General features: G+C 63.7%; 12 protein-coding genes. 4 read left to right on the plus strand and 8 right to left on the minus strand.

The features are described 5' to 3' along the window. The first annotated feature begins 315 nt into the window (after nt 1-315). The 4 genes from JNK99_RS10575 to JNK99_RS10590 are packed head-to-tail and all read left to right on the plus strand — an operon-like array spanning nt 316 to nt 4,276. Nucleotides 316-1,626, plus strand: a complete 1,311-nt coding sequence (locus JNK99_RS10575) for a peptidoglycan DD-metalloendopeptidase family protein (RefSeq protein ID WP_291852537.1) — start codon at nt 316-318, stop codon at nt 1,624-1,626. 23 nt (nt 1,627-1,649) lie between these two features. Next, entirely contained in the window at nt 1,650-3,065 is a 1,416-nt protein-coding gene (locus JNK99_RS10580; protein WP_291852540.1) for a S41 family peptidase, read from the plus strand. Nucleotides 3,066-3,087: 22 nt separating this feature from the next. Next, nucleotides 3,088-3,507, plus strand: coding sequence for a hypothetical protein (locus tag JNK99_RS10585; RefSeq protein ID WP_291852542.1), 420 nt, complete (start codon nt 3,088-3,090; stop codon nt 3,505-3,507). Between the two features lie 10 nt (nt 3,508-3,517). Beyond that, complete coding sequence (locus JNK99_RS10590) at nt 3,518-4,276, plus strand: HesA/MoeB/ThiF family protein (RefSeq protein ID WP_291852545.1); 759 nt, start codon at nt 3,518-3,520, stop codon at nt 4,274-4,276. Here the strand turns inward: JNK99_RS10590 and ribD are convergent. The 8 genes from ribD to acs form a co-directional block, all read right to left on the minus strand. Continuing rightward, nucleotides 4,269-5,375: a bifunctional diaminohydroxyphosphoribosylaminopyrimidine deaminase/5-amino-6-(5-phosphoribosylamino)uracil reductase RibD gene (ribD, locus tag JNK99_RS10595; RefSeq protein WP_291852550.1), complete on the minus strand. Its 1,107-nt coding sequence runs from the start codon at nt 5,373-5,375 to the stop codon at nt 4,269-4,271. The genes JNK99_RS10590 and ribD overlap by 8 nt on opposite strands. After that, entirely contained in the window at nt 5,375-5,845 is a 471-nt protein-coding gene (gene nrdR / locus JNK99_RS10600) for a transcriptional regulator NrdR (protein ID WP_291852555.1), read from the minus strand. The genes ribD and nrdR overlap by 1 nt, the downstream gene beginning before the upstream one ends. Before the next feature lie 5 nt (nt 5,846-5,850). Continuing rightward, nucleotides 5,851-7,101, minus strand: a complete 1,251-nt coding sequence (glyA, locus tag JNK99_RS10605) for a serine hydroxymethyltransferase (protein WP_291852558.1) — start codon at nt 7,099-7,101, stop codon at nt 5,851-5,853. 172 nt (nt 7,102-7,273) lie between these two features. Next, nucleotides 7,274-7,543: a DUF4212 domain-containing protein gene (locus JNK99_RS10610; protein WP_291852561.1), complete on the minus strand. Its 270-nt coding sequence runs from the start codon at nt 7,541-7,543 to the stop codon at nt 7,274-7,276. Nucleotides 7,544-7,616: 73 nt separating this feature from the next. Beyond that, the gene (locus JNK99_RS10615; RefSeq protein ID WP_291852564.1) at nt 7,617-9,656 is read right to left on the minus strand and encodes a VC_2705 family sodium/solute symporter; all 2,040 of its coding nucleotides are present in this window, start codon (nt 9,654-9,656) and stop codon (nt 7,617-7,619) included. A gap of 12 nt (nt 9,657-9,668) precedes the next feature. After that, nucleotides 9,669-10,373 carry a 3'-5' exonuclease gene (locus JNK99_RS10620; protein ID WP_291852567.1) on the minus strand — a complete coding sequence of 235 codons (705 nt, stop codon included), beginning with the start codon at nt 10,371-10,373 and terminating at the stop codon, nt 9,669-9,671. Nucleotides 10,374-10,375: 2 nt separating this feature from the next. Continuing rightward, nucleotides 10,376-12,286 carry a putative nucleotidyltransferase substrate binding domain-containing protein gene (locus JNK99_RS10625; RefSeq protein WP_291852570.1) on the minus strand — a complete coding sequence of 637 codons (1,911 nt, stop codon included), beginning with the start codon at nt 12,284-12,286 and terminating at the stop codon, nt 10,376-10,378. Nucleotides 12,287-12,407: 121 nt separating this feature from the next. Continuing rightward, nucleotides 12,408-14,372, minus strand: a complete 1,965-nt coding sequence (gene acs / locus JNK99_RS10630) for an acetate--CoA ligase (RefSeq protein WP_291852573.1) — start codon at nt 14,370-14,372, stop codon at nt 12,408-12,410. Nucleotides 14,373-14,389: the final 17 nt, after the last annotated feature.

Raw genomic sequence — 14,389 nt, forward strand, 5'->3', positions numbered from 1 at the left:
TGCGAGATCGACTTTAGCGCACGCGCCGCCCGCTCGATATGCTCCTGCTTGTCAATCAGACTCGTTGTGATCGGCACGCTACGCCAGCGTCCTCGTTTATCATATAATCCGCGATTATAGAGTAAAAGCCTGATCCGCGGGATGTCCCGCGCACTCCCCCCACGCTGGCGACCGGCACGGCAACCCGGGCCAAGGGCCACGCCCAGTCATTCCACGCTTTTGCAAGACGCGCGTCGTTCATTGACGAGTACCATCCGACCACACCTCCAGCGAACCGGGCCGCAACACGCGGCATCCGGCTGGCAATGGCTCCTGGTGACCTGCCTGGTCGCTGCACTCGCCATCCCGCGCGCCGCCGCAAGCGACCGGCAAGACCGGAAGAAAGCCGAAGGCACGTCGTCCGGCGAGGTCGCCGAAAAGCAGGGCGATCTGAGGTCGTTGCGCTCGCAGATCGAAGCGCTGCGCAAACAGATGGTTGCCGCCGAGGGATCGCGGCGGGACACGATGGATCAGTTGCAGGACGCCGAGCGCGCGATCTCGACGACACAGCGCGACCTGCACCGCCTGACCAGCGAGATCGACGCGCTGCAGGCACGACTGAAGGAGCTCGATACACAGTCCCGTGCGCTCGAACGAGGGCTGAACGCGCAACAGGAACAACTGGAAAGACTGCTCTACAAACAGTACCTGCGGGGCAATCCGGATCCGCTGCGCCTGTTCCTCAACGGCGACGACCCCAATCAAGTGGCGCGCGATCTGCACTATCTGGAGGCCATTGGTCGGGCGCGCGGGCAGATCCTGCTCGAGATCGAGACGACGCTGCAGCGCAAGCAGGCGCTGGCCAGCGATGCGCGCCAGCAAGCAGAGCGGCTGTCGGCCAGTGTGGCCCGACAAAAGGAGGAACATGCCAGACTGCTGGCGCAGCGGCAGCAACGGCAGGCAATGCTTGACAGGATGGCGGACCAGATAGCTGCACAGCGGCGCGAGATCGGCAACCTGCAGCGCGACGAAAGACGCCTCGCCGAACTCGTCGACCGCCTGGCCAGGCTGCTTGCCGCGCAAGCAGCCGAAGCGCGTCGTGAAGCGCAGAAACGGGAGCTGGCACGACCGGGAACGACCCAGGAACAGCCACCTCACGACACGGCACTGCCCGGCGCAACGCGGAGCAGGGGCGATGCGGCGACACCGGAAGCCCACCCGCCGGAACCTGCGGCATCACCCGCAACGGACAATCTGGCCAAACTGAAAGGCCAGCTTCGTTTGCCAACGCGGGGGGCGGTGAGCAACCGATTTGGCGCGGCGCGACAGGAGGGCAGCACCTGGAAGGGTCTGTTCATCGTGGCCAGCACCGGCAGCGAGGTGCGCAGCATTGCCGGCGGGCGGGTGGTTTTCGCCGAATGGATGCGCGGTTTCGGTAATCTGCTGATCGTCGACCATGGCAACAGCTACCTGTCGATCTATGCCAACAACGATTCCTTGCTGAAAAATGTGGGTGATGGGGTGCGTGGCGGCGAGGCGATTGCCACCGTCGGCAACAGCGGTGGCAATCCGGAATCCGGTTTATACTTCGAGCTGCGTCACCAAGGGAAACCGCTCGATCCGCTGGCTTGGGTCAACCCGAAATAGAGGTGCACACTGGAGTGAGACAAATGGGCAAGTTGAAACAGGCCGGTCTGGTTTGCGCCGGATTGGTTGGCGGCGTACTGATCAGCCTGCAGTTTTCGGCCATCGCAGACAAGGAAACGAGAACGAGTCTGCCGGTCGAGGAACTGCGCACTTTTGCCGAGGTGTTCAACGCCATCAAGACCGGCTACGTCGAACCGGTCGAGGACAAGAAGCTGATCACGCACGCCATCAGCGGCATGCTCTCCAATCTGGATCCACACTCCAGTTACCTCGACGCCGATGCCTTCAAGGACTTGCAGGTCGGCACGCAAGGGGAGTTCGGCGGTATCGGTATCGAAGTCGGAATGGAAGACGGGCTGGTCAAGGTCGTTTCGCCGATCGAGGACACACCGGCCTACCGGGCAGGCGTCAAGACCGGCGACCTGATCTTCAAGATCGACGACACCCTGGTCAAGGGCCTGACCCTGACCGAAGCAGTCAAACGCATGCGCGGCAAGCCGAAGTCCCAGATCAGACTGTCGATCATCCGCAAGGGCGAGGCCAAACCGATCAACATCACCCTAACCCGGGAAGTCATCAAGGTACAGAGTGTCAAGTCGAAAATCGTCGAGGACGGCTACGGCTACCTGCGTATCACCTCCTTCCAGGAAAATACCGGTGCCGCGGTGGTCAAGCACCTCAACGAAATGTTCAAGGCGGGCCCGCTCAAGGGTCTGGTGCTCGATCTGCGCAACGACCCCGGCGGTCTGCTGAACAGCGCCGTTGGCGTCTCCGCGGCCTTCCTGCCAGCCGACACGCTGGTCACCTCGACCGATGGACGGGCGCCGGACGCCAAGCATCGCTACTCGGCATCGCCCACCGACTATCTGCGCGGCAGCCGGGACGATTACATCCGGAACCTGCCCGCCGAGGCACGCACCGTGCCGATGGTGGTGCTGGTCAATGGCGGCTCGGCGTCGGCCTCGGAAATCGTCGCCGGCGCCCTCCAGGACCACAAGCGGGCGGTCGTTCTCGGCACGACCACCTTCGGCAAGGGCTCGGTGCAGACCGTGCTGCCGCTGCCCGGCAATACGGCGATCAAACTGACCACCGCGCGCTACTTCACGCCGTCCGGCCGCTCGATCCAGGCGAAAGGCATCGCCCCCGACATCGTCGTCGAAGAGAGCGCCGACGGCAATTCGACCGAACGCTTGCGCGAAGCCAACCTCGAGCATCATCTGGACAACAACAAGGATGCCAGCCCACCGGCCAAGGAGACACCGGCCAGGCAACCCAAGGCCGCACCGGCGAAGCCAAAGGGCGGTGCGCCCAATCCGAAGGAAGACGCCGACGAATCATCCGAACTGCCGAGCCGCGAACTGGCCTCCAAGAAGGACTATCAATTGAACCAGGCACTGAATCTCCTCAAGGGCATGCAGATCATGAAGGCCGGCCGCTAGAGGGTGCACCCGGAGGGGGAACATGAAGCGACCAGCGGCGACCGGGCACCCCCCGATCCGCAAGCAGCGGAGCATCCTGTTCGCCAAGTTTCCTCCGGCTCAGGCCCCCGAAGCGTCCCTTTATCTTTCCCGGATCGAACAACTGGAGGTTGTGCCGGGCGTTCAGCCGCGAGCGGTCGGCGTCGCCTACGACTTGCGCCACCACTCCCTCGAGGAGCTCGAAGGCAACCTGGAAGACCGTGGCTACCACCTCGACAACACCCTGATGAGCAAGATGATGCGGGCACTGATCTACTACGTCGAGGAAACCCAGCTACATAACCTGGCCACCCCGGCCCGCCCGCTCAAGCGCTCGCAATCCGAAGCCTACACCCACGCCTGGGAACGCCACCCGCACGGCGACCACGACGACACCCCGCCGGAGTGGCGCGAATACAAGTAGCGCGCCAGCCATGAACGACGGGCAGTTGCTGCGCTACAGCCGACACATCCTGCTGGACGAAATCGGTATCGCCGGCCAGCAGCGTCTGGTCAATGCCAGCGCCCTGGTCATCGGTGCCGGCGGTCTCGGCTCGCCGGCAGCGCTCTACCTCGCTTCCGCCGGCCTCGGCCGGATCACCCTGGCCGACGGCGACACGGTCGACCTCACCAACCTGCAACGCCAGATCCTGCACACCCAGGATCGCCTCGGCCAGGCGAAGGCACTATCCGGACAGGCTGCGCTGCGCGCGATCAATCCCGAGGTGGTGGTCGAAGCGGTCAGCAGCCGCCTTGCCGGCGAAACGCTGGCGGCCCTGGTCGCCCGAGCGGACGTGGTACTTGACTGCTGCGACAATTTCGCCACCCGGCACGCGGTCAACCGGGCCTGCGTCGAACATCGCAGGCCACTGGTTTCCGGTGCGGCCATTCGTTTCGCCGGCCAGCTTGCGGTCTTCGACAGCCGCCGCGCCGATACGCCGTGCTACAACTGCCTCTTCCCGGAAAGCGATGAGGCCGATGAGGTGCGTTGCGCCGTGATGGGCGTGTTTGCGCCGCTCACCGGAATCATCGGCACGATGCAGGCGGCCGAAGCACTCAAATTGATCGCCGGCGCCGGCGAGGTGGCTTTGGGCCGACTGTGGCTGCTCGATGGCTTGACGATGGACTGGCGCAGCGTGCGTTTCGGCAAGGACCCGCAGTGTCGCGTCTGTACCCGGACGGGCGTTAACTGAAGCGCGCCAGCAGGCGCAGGTCGGTACCAAGTAGTCGCAGGTCGCGGATGAGCAGCGGCGTGCGGGCGGCGAGTGCCTCGAGCGGTGGCAGATCGAACATCCCGCGCGCCGCATCCCCGATCAGACAAGGCGCCAAGTAAAGCAGCAGTTCGTCAACCAGACCGGCGCGCAGCAGGGCTCCGCTCAGCGCGAAGCCGGCCTCGGCGTGCACCTCGTTGGCGCCGCGTCGCGCGAGTTCTTCGAGCAGGGATGGCAGATCGACCTTGCCATCCGCCCCAGGCAACGACACGACTTCGGCGCCACGCTGCACAAGGGCGTCTGCGCGCGCGCGATCGGCCTCGGCAGCGACCACCAGGACACGGCCATCGCGCAGGAGCCGTGCGCCGGGCGGCAGGTCGAGGCGACTATCGACCACCACCTTGAGCGGTTGACGCAGATCGCCCGCCGCTCGCTCAACTGCACGCACATTGAGTTGCGGATCATCCTGCCGGACGGTGCCCATTCCGGTCAGGATGGCACAGGCCCGCGCCCGCCAGCGATGTCCGTCCTGCCTGGCCGCCGCACCGGTCAGCCATTGGCTGCTGCCGTTCTGCAGTGCCGTCTTGCCGTCGAGACTGGCCGCCAGTTTCAGTCGCAGCCAGGGCCTGGCACGCGTCATCCGTGCGACGAAGCCGATGTTGATCTCCCGCGCCTCGGCAGCAAGCAATCCGCAGGCAACCGGCACCCCGGCCTGGCGCAGCATCGCCAGGCCCTGGCCGGCAACCAGCGGATTGGGATCCTCCATGGCGGCAATCACCCGTCCGACGCCCGCCGCCAGCAGGGCGGCGCTACAGGGAGGTGTACGCCCATGGTGGCTGCAGGGTTCAAGCGTGACATAGACGGTGGCGCCACGAGCCTTCTCGTCAGCCGCCAGAAGGGCGTGGACTTCGGCATGTTGACCGCCGGCCCGCACATGCCAACCCTCACCGACGACCCGGCCATCGCGAACGATGACGCAGCCGACACGGGGATTCGGCGAGGTCGAGTAAAGGCCGCGTTCGGCAAGCCGGAGCGCGCGCGCCATGAATTCGTGGTCGGCTGCGCTGAACGCTCCGGCCATCAGTGCCCGAGCGGTTGTGGCGAGAGCGATACCTCGCTGATGACCTTGGAAAACTCGTCCACGTCCTCGAAGTTTCGATAAACCGAGGCGAAGCGAACGTAAGCCACCTTGTCGAGTTTCTTCAGTTCGCGCATGACCATCTCGCCGATTTTCTCCGACCCCACCTCGCGTTCGCCAAGCGCCAGCAGCTTTTCCTCAATGCGGGTGATGGTTGCCTCGACCGCTTCAATGTTCACTGGCCGCTTGCGCAGCGCCAGCCAGAGACTTGCGGCAAGCTTGTCGCGGTCGAACTCGACTCGTGATCCGTTCTTCTTGATCACCTGCGGCATGCGCAGTTCGGCCCGCTCGTAAGTGGTGAACCGCTTCTCGCATTTCAGGCAGCGACGCCGACGGCGGACGATATCGCCATCGTCGTTGAGGCGCGTGTCGGCAACCGTCGTCTCATCAGCACCGCAGAACGGGCACTTCACCGTGCCTACCGGCCATAGACCGGAAATTTCCGGCACAGCACCGAGACCTCGGCGCGTACCCGTTGCAGAACGGTCTGGTCAGTCGGAGCATCGAGCACGTCGGCGATCAGGTGCGCCACCTGCTCCGCCTCGATCTCGCCAAAACCACGTGTGGTCATCGCCGGCGAGCCGATGCGAACACCCGAGGTGACGAAGGGTTTCTGCGGGTCATTGGGGATGGCGTTCTTGTTTACCGTGATGTGGGCGGCGCCGAGGGCTGCTTCGGCATCCTTGCCGGTAATGTCCTTGGCGCGCAGATCGACCAGAAAGACGTGCGACTCCGTACGGCCGGAAACGATGCGCAGGCCACGCTCTTCGGCCAGTACACGCGACAACACGCGTGCGTTGGCCAGCACCTGCTCTTGATAATCACGGAAACCGGGCGTCAGGGCCTCCTTGAAGGCCACCGCCTTGGCGGCGATCACATGCATCAGTGGCCCGCCCTGCAGACCGGGGAAGACCGCCGAATTGATCGCCTTCTCGTGCTCGGCCTTCATCAGGATCACTCCGCCGCGCGGACCGCGCAGCGTCTTGTGCGTGGTCGACGTGACGACATCGGCACAGGGCACCGGATTCGGATAACAGCCGGCGGCGATCAGACCGGCATAATGCGCCATGTCCACCATGAAGATGGCACCGATGTCCCGGGCAACCTTGGCAAAGCGCTCGAAATCGATACGCAACGCATAAGCCGAAGCGCCGGCAATCAGGATGCGCGGTTTGTGCTCGTGCGCCAGCGCTTCCATCCTGGCGTAATCGATCGCTTCATGCTGATCGAGTCCATAGGCAACGACCTTGAACCACTTGCCCGACATGTTGAGCGGCATGCCATGCGTCAGGTGGCCGCCCTCGGCCAGGCTCATGCCCATGATCGTATCACCCGGCTTGGCAAACGCCATCAGCACCGCCTGGTTGGCTTGCGACCCGGAGTTCGGCTGAACGTTCGCCGCTTCGGCACCGAACAGCTTCTTCAGGCGGTCGATCGCCAACTGTTCGGCGACATCGACGTGCTCGCAGCCACCGTAATAGCGCTTGCCGGGATAGCCCTCGGCGTACTTGTTGGTGAGTTGCGACCCCTGTGCGGCCATCACCGCGTGACTGACATAGTTCTCGGAGGCGATCAGCTCGATATGCTCTTCCTGGCGGCGATTCTCGCCCTCGATCGCCTGCCAGATCCTGGGGTCCACGTTGGCCAGGGTGTCTTTGACTGAAAACATCGTATGCGCCTCACGAGCCTTGAAAGGGCGTCGATTGTAACATGCGGCCGCGCTTCGGGAATCGCGCGGCGAGCCGGCCGGGCCGACGTACGGGTCCGACGCAGCGTGCTGATTCGCCGGTACAGGCGGCAACACAAGGCCCCGCGCAACACCCCCCTGCCCGGCGGCCGACCTAGTCGTCGCTCTCGCCGTCGTCTACGCCGTACTCGCGATCGAGTTGGTTCATCTGCCGTGCATACCACCAGATGATCAGCAGGTAGATCACCGGGGCGCCCTGCGCGCCCATGTAGAAGCCGAGCGGCAGGCCCAGGAAGCTGAATGCCGCAAGATCGCGCGCAAAGTAACTGACGACGAAACTGACGAGAAACCACACGGTGAGCAGGACGGCCGTCAGCCTGAGGTTGCGCCGCCAGTAATCGCGATGCTTGCGTTCGAGTTTCATTGACTCCTCCCCGACCGCCGGCAGCCATCCCGCGTGGCGAAGGACGCGGCCCTGGTCGCCACCGCGCGCCGGATCACCAGCGATCGAACTCCGGGTAACGAACACTCTCGATGAAATCCTGCGTTTCCTGGATGGGCGGCTTGCCCAGCAGGCTGACCACGATGATCGTCAGAAAACCGGCGGCAATCCCCCAGACACCGGCCGAAGTGGACTGGATGCCCAGCCAGGGCTCCATGCCGATTCCCTGGATGCCGAGCCAGGGAATCGAGTCGAAATGCACTCGCACCATGTAGTAGATGGTCAGCAGGAGGCCAACCAGCATGCCGCTGACGGCACCGGCATGCGTCGCCCGTTTCCAGAAAACGCCAAGAATCAGCGCCGGGAAAAAGGCCGAACCAGCCAGCGAAAAGGCCCAGGCAACCATGAACAGAATGGTTGCCGGCTTCTGCGATGCAACGCTGGCCGCCAGCACGGCGACCACCAGCAACAGCGACTTGGAAACCACCAGCCGCCACTGGGTGGTCGCCTTGGGGCGAAAGATCTTGTAATACAGATCATGTGACAGGGCGCTGGCAATGGTCAGCAGCAGCCCATCGGCCGTGGACAAGGCGGCGGCCAGTGCTCCGGCGGCGACCAGCCCGGAGATCACGTAAGGCAGACCGGCGATTTCAGGAGTCGCCAGCAGGATTACATCCGGATTGAGCGCGAGTTCGGCCAGCTGCACCAGTCCATCGCCATTGATATCCTCGATCGACACCATGCCGATCTTTCCCCAGGAGCTGACCCAGAGCGGCAACTGCGCCAGCGAGGAACCCACCAGGCTGGAGTAAATCTCGAATTTCACGAAGGCCGCATAGGCCGGAGCGGTGAGATACAGAGCCAGAATGAACAGCAGTGACCAGAAAACCGAACGGCGCGTCTCCCGTACGCTGGGGGTGGTGTAGTAACGTGTCAGCACATGGGGCAAGGCGGCGGTGCCGATCATCAGGCAGAACACCAGGGTCAGAAAGTTGACGCGGGCCGTTTCGTTAACCGCCTCGCCGTTTCCCGGATAGGGCGTCGTATGGTGCTCGGGTGCTGCGCCGCGTTGCGCCGCCTTGCGCATCTGGCTTTCCCAATAGTTGCGCGCATCCTCGCTGGTCTTGGGCAACTCCCGACGCTGTCGCTCGAGCGCCACCACCTCGCGCATTTGCGCATTGTCGCTCTTCAACTCGTCGATCCGCATCGTCAGACTGCGCCGCGCCTCGTCGAGCGACTCCGGCAGGGTCAGGATGCGTTCGTAGTAGGCATCCGCCCGCTCCCGGAAAAGACGACGTGCCTCCCGCTCCGCAGAATCCTCGAAAATCGTCTCCTCCAGCGCCTGCACCTGCTGCAGCACCTGACCATAGGTCAACTGGGGAATCGGTACGCCCGTGACCTGGTAGGAGAGAATCGTCACCGGCACCAGATAGGCAACGATCAGAATCGCGTACTGAGCCACCTGGGTCCAGGTTACCGCCCGCATGCCGCCGAGAAAGGAGCAGACAAGGATGCCGGCAAGGCCGACGAAGACGCCGATCTCGAACTGCAGACCGACAAAACGGCTGGTGATCAGGCCGACGCCGTAAATCTGCGCCACCACATAGACGAACGACGCCAGGACGGTGGCGAAGACACCGACCAGCCGCGCCAGGTTGCCACCGTAGCGTGCGGCAAGAAAGTCGGGGATCGTATATTGTCCGAAGCGACGCAGATAGGGTGCCAGCAACAGCGCAACCAGCACGTAGCCGCCGGTCCAGCCCATTACGTAGGCCAGTCCCTGGTAACCCGACAGGTACAAGGTGCCGGCCAGACCCATGAAGGAGGCCGAGCTCATCCAGTCGGCACCGGTCGCCATGCCATTGTATACGGCCGGCACCCGCCGTCCGGCGACATAGTATTCCGCAACGCTGGTCGTACGGGCCAGCACGCCGATCGTCGCGTAGAGAAAAATGGTCAGCAGGAGAAACGAATAGCCGATCCAGCGCGGCGGCATGCCATAACGCTCGAGCACCGCCAGCAGCACGACGAACGCGAAGAAGCCGGCGGTGTAAGACGCATAGTAACGACGCAAGGGAACCTTGTAGTCGGCCATCGCCGGCGCTCGTCAGCCGCTTTGGTGCATGTGGCGACGCGCCTTCTCCAGCGCGGCCAGGCTGGCCGATGTCTCAAACCCCTTGCGCAACGCCTGGGCCAGCGTGACCTGCAACAACTGCGCCGTGGCGAACGCGTCCGACAATGCGTCATGCCGTTGCATGCTGTCGATTCCGAAGTGGTCGAGCCAGGCATCCAGCCGCCCCTGGCCGGCATCGACCTGGCGCCAGAGATCGGGCAGAACCCACGCCAGATCCATCCATTGCAGCCCGAGCCTGATTCCCAGGGACTCGTCCAGCGCTCGCTCGATCATCCGTTCGACGAAAGGGGCATTATAGGCAACCAGCCGCCCCTTGCCGACAAAACCCAGGAAAGCGATCAGCGCGTCGACGGTCGCCGTGCGCCCCCCCTCCTCCTCTCCGGCCGCCGGGGGCGAAGCGCGAGCCGGTGCCAAATCCGCCACTGCCAGCTGCAAGGCATCCTTGAAGTCGATCTGCCCATCGACCACCGCAACTGCGCCGATCGAGCGCAGACGGTCGACGTTGACATCGCTGCCGGTCGCCGCGACATCGACCACCACATAGCGACAGCGATAATGCGAGCGATGTGGGTCAGGTTCGGGCAGATGGCGCCAACCGGCAATCGACTGCGCCTGCCGGGCGGTCAGCCCGCGGCTGGAGGCGTCCTGTCCGCCGAGGAATCGCGATAGCCAGGTCATGATCAGAGCTGATAATCGAGTTTGAGGCGCACCTGCAGCTTGCGCGCCTGTCGGAAAGCTTCCTTGAGAATGCGCCGTTCGATCTCGTTCAGTGCATCGGGTCGGATCAGGTTGTCCCCCTCGCGCCCGTGTTCCTGCTCGAAATGCTGGTGCCGCAAACGCAGAAGCTGAATGAAGTTGAAGCCCTCGATACTGGCGGCCAGATCATCCTCCGAAAAATGCATCGCTGCAGCCGCACGCTTGAGACGTTGTACCGTATTGGTCGCCTCGACCGAATGGGCCATGGCAAAAACGCGCGCGGCATCGGTAAACAGGCGAACGCCATACTTCTTCAGGTCGATGGTCCCGGGATGTTCCGGATCGCCCCCGGTCACGAAATCACGTACCCGTCCGAGGGGCGGCGACACACTGAGGGCATTCTGCGCCAGCATGCGCAGGAACAGAGGATTCCCGCCGGTCTGCCGGAAGAGCGACAGACGCATCCGGTGAGCCAGATTGAAGCGACCGTAGAGGGGTCGGAAATCAAAAAAGATCGTCGCGTTGAGCAAGGCCTGGGGCTCCGGCGTACGCACCCACTGGGCGAACTTGTCCTCCCATTCCTCCAGGGTCAGACAGAGATCCGGGTTGCTCGCCATGATGTTGCCCTTGCACAGCGGGAAGCCACAGCGGTCGAGGTCGGCGTTGACATCGCGCGCAAACTCGAGAAAGCGCAACTGGGTCAGCTCGCGATCCATGATGTCGGTGCAGATGAAGACGATCCCGTTATCCTGATCGGTCGTGAAGGTCTGTTCGTCGCGCCCCTCCGAGCCGAAGGACAGCCACGCCCAGTCGATGCCGTAAAGATCGTGCCGGTCGAGATTCAGCTCGATGATGCGACGCGTCACGGTATCGTTCAGGGTCGAGATGAACTGCGTGATCTCCGCCGCACCGACGCCCTCGGCGAGCATCGTCAACGACAGTTGCCGGACGTCCTCGCGCGCATGCTGGAGCACCTCGATGCTGCTCGCCGCGTCGATCGCATGGCGGATCTGGCGCAGCCCGGCGCCCTGCAACTTGAACAGGTCGCGCTCCGAGACGACGCCTCTGAGGCGCCCTCCTTCATCCACCGCCAGGACGTGGCGAATGCCGCGCATGGCCATGAGCAAGGCGGCATCATGGGCATTGGCGGCCAGCAGCAGGGTCTGCGGGACCGCCGACATGACACTCGAGATGGGTTGCTCGAGCGGGGTGCCGGGGAGCACGATGCGCTTGAGAACATCCGACAAGGTGAAGATGCCCACCGGCACCTGCTGCTGATCGACCACGACCATCGAACCAAGATGCCGCTCAGCCATCATTTCGACGACCTGGCGAATCGGTACCGCCGCCTCCACCGACACCGGTTCCCGCTTGACGATCGCGGCGAGCGGCGAATTCATCGTCTTCTGCTCGGCGGCGCGTTGCGCGAACTGCAACTGCAACTGCTGTTGCGACTGCTTGAGCAAACCGGCGATGTGTTGCGTGCAGAAGAGGTTGAAAACCGTACTCTTCTGGGTCAGGGCAAAGAAGTCGTCGGCCGGCAGTTCATAGCAGAAGACATCCTCGCGCGCCACGTAGGAGCTGGCGGTCGGTCGTTGCGCCATCAAGGCACCGATGGCAAAGGACTGACCCGGACCCAGGTTGATCGACGACGACTCGACGCTGCCCAGACCAGGGGTCGATTTTGCCCGCACCTTGCCGCGCTGCAGAATATAAAGTGCCCGGGCAACCCCCATCTCGCCAGACAGGATCCGGGCACCCTTGGGATAATGCGCCAGCCTGACATGTTCGGCGAGAAAGCGGAGCGCCTCCGCCTCCATCTGATCGAACGGCGGGTAGGGCCGCAGAAACCGGATGCATGCCGAGACCAGCGTCTCCGTGGCACTGTTGCTCATGCTGCTCCTCGCTGGGCACAAACAAACAGGCCGGCACCCATGGCGCCGGCCTCGAAGTCAACCTGACCAGCCGTCCGCCGCTTCAATCAGGCACCGGCGGCAGGGCGGGCGGGTCTGTCGGTCAGCCGCGCAACTGGTCGAGAATGGCCGGATTCTCGAGCGTCGAGACGTCCTGCGCAGCGGTTTCGCCCCTCGCCAGCGAACGCAGCAGGCGACGCATGATCTTGCCGGAGCGCGTCTTGGGCAGGTTCTCGCCAAAACGCAGATCCTTCGGCTTGGCGATCGGACCAATCTCGCGACCCACGTGATCCTGCAACTCCTTGATCATCTTCTTCGCCGCCTCGCCCGTCGGCCGCTGCCCCTTGAGCACGACAAAAGCGCAGATCGCTTCGCCGGTCAGGTCGTCCGGCCGGCCCACCACTGCCGCTTCGGCGACCATCGGGTGCGACACCAGTGCCGACTCGATCTCCATGGTCCCCATGCGATGCCCGGAAACATTCAACACATCATCGATGCGTCCGGTAATCGTGAAATACCCGGTGTTGATGTCACGAATCGAGCCGTCGCCGGCGAGATAAAGCTTGCCCGCGAAATCCTCCGGATAGTAGGACTTCTGGAACCGTTCCGGATCGCCCCAGATGGTGCGGATCATCGATGGCCACGGCCGCTTGACGACCAGCAAACCTCCCTTGCCCCATTCGAGTTCGGTGCCGGTTTCGTCGACCACGGCGGCCATGATGCCCGGAAAGGGTAGCGTGCATGAACCCGGGACCAGCGGCGTGACGCCCGGCAGCGGCGTGATCATGTGACCACCCGTCTCGGTCTGCCAGAAGGTATCGACGATCGGGCAGCGACCACCGCCAACGCTATCGTGGTACCACTGCCAGGCGGCCGGGTTGATCGGCTCACCCACCGTTCCCAGCAGGCGGAGCGACGAGAGGTCGTAATTGGTCGGCGCCACCGCCGGATTGGTGTCAGCGGCCTTGACCAGCGAACGGATCGCCGTCGGCGCGGTGTAGAAGGTGGTGACCTTGTGTTCCTGGATCATCTTCCAGAAGCGGCCGGCGTCCGGATAGGTCGGAATACCCTCGAACACGATCTCCGTCGCGCCGCAGGCCAGCGGACCATAGGCAATGTAGGTATGACCGGTAACCCAGCCGATGTCCGCGGTACACCAGAACAGATCGTCGGGCTTCAGGTCGAAGGTCCATTTCATCGTCACGATCGCGTGCAGCAGAAACCCCCCGGTCGAATGCTGCACACCCTTCGGTTTGCCGGTCGAACCGGACGTGTACAGCAGGAAAAGCGGGTGTTCGGCTCCCACCCACTCCGGTTCGCAGACGTCCGACTGACCGGCGATGACGTCATGCCACCAGATGTCGCGACCGGCCACCATGTTGCATGCGCCGCCGGTGCGCTTGAAGACGATCACGTCCTTCACCGATTGGCAACCGCCCAGGGCGATCGCTTCGTCGACCGCCGGCTTGAGCGGCGGATTCTTGCCGCCGCGGCACTGCTCGTCGGCAGTGATCACCGCCACGGCACCGGCATCGTTGATCCGGTCACGCACCGACTGCGCGGAAAAGCCACCGAAGACCACCGAGTGGATGGCACCGATACGCGCGCAGGCCTGCATCGCGACGATGCCTTCGACGCCCATCGACATGTAGATCAGCACCCGGTCGCCCTTCTTGATGCCGCGGGCGCGCAGACCGTTGGCGAACTGGCTGACCTGCGACAGCAACTGCCGGTAGGTCACCCGCGTGACGGCACCGTCGTCGGCCTCGAAGACGATCGCCACCTTGTCGCCCAGACCCGCCTCGACGTTCCGGTCCAGACAGTTGTAGGAGGCGTTCAGCGTGCCATCGGCAAACCACTTGAAGAAGGGCGCACCCGACTCGTCGAGCACCTGTGTGAATGGCTGTTTCCAGGAAACATGCTCGCGCGCCAGGCGGCCCCAATAGCCGGTGTAGTCCTTTTCGGCCTCGGCGCACAACGCCTTGTAGGCATCCATACCCGAAATCGTCGCCTGCTTGACAAACTCGGCGGAAGGCTCAAAGAATTTTACGGCCTCGTTCAGTGACATTTGCCATCTCCTGTTGT

Source organism: Accumulibacter sp. (assembly GCF_016789985.1).
Taxonomy (GTDB): Bacteria; Pseudomonadota; Gammaproteobacteria; order Burkholderiales; family Rhodocyclaceae; genus Accumulibacter.

What these genes read in the sequence shown, in the direction of transcription:
- JNK99_RS10615 (WP_291852564.1), bottom strand. Translation starts at nt 9,656, where the DNA reads ATGGCCGACTACAAGGTTCCCTTGCGTCGTTACTATGCGTCTTACACC.
- JNK99_RS10590 (WP_291852545.1), top strand. Translation starts at nt 3,518, where the DNA reads ATGAACGACGGGCAGTTGCTGCGCTACAGCCGACACATCCTGCTGGAC.
- JNK99_RS10610 (WP_291852561.1), bottom strand. Translation starts at nt 7,543, where the DNA reads ATGAAACTCGAACGCAAGCATCGCGATTACTGGCGGCGCAACCTCAGG.
- JNK99_RS10625 (WP_291852570.1), bottom strand. Translation starts at nt 12,286, where the DNA reads ATGAGCAACAGTGCCACGGAGACGCTGGTCTCGGCATGCATCCGGTTT.
- JNK99_RS10580 (WP_291852540.1), top strand. Translation starts at nt 1,650, where the DNA reads ATGGGCAAGTTGAAACAGGCCGGTCTGGTTTGCGCCGGATTGGTTGGC.
- JNK99_RS10585 (WP_291852542.1), top strand. Translation starts at nt 3,088, where the DNA reads ATGAAGCGACCAGCGGCGACCGGGCACCCCCCGATCCGCAAGCAGCGG.
- acs (WP_291852573.1), bottom strand. Translation starts at nt 14,372, where the DNA reads ATGTCACTGAACGAGGCCGTAAAATTCTTTGAGCCTTCCGCCGAGTTT.
- JNK99_RS10620 (WP_291852567.1), bottom strand. Translation starts at nt 10,373, where the DNA reads ATGACCTGGCTATCGCGATTCCTCGGCGGACAGGACGCCTCCAGCCGC.
- ribD (WP_291852550.1), bottom strand. Translation starts at nt 5,375, where the DNA reads ATGGCCGGAGCGTTCAGCGCAGCCGACCACGAATTCATGGCGCGCGCG.
- glyA (WP_291852558.1), bottom strand. Translation starts at nt 7,101, where the DNA reads ATGTTTTCAGTCAAAGACACCCTGGCCAACGTGGACCCCAGGATCTGG.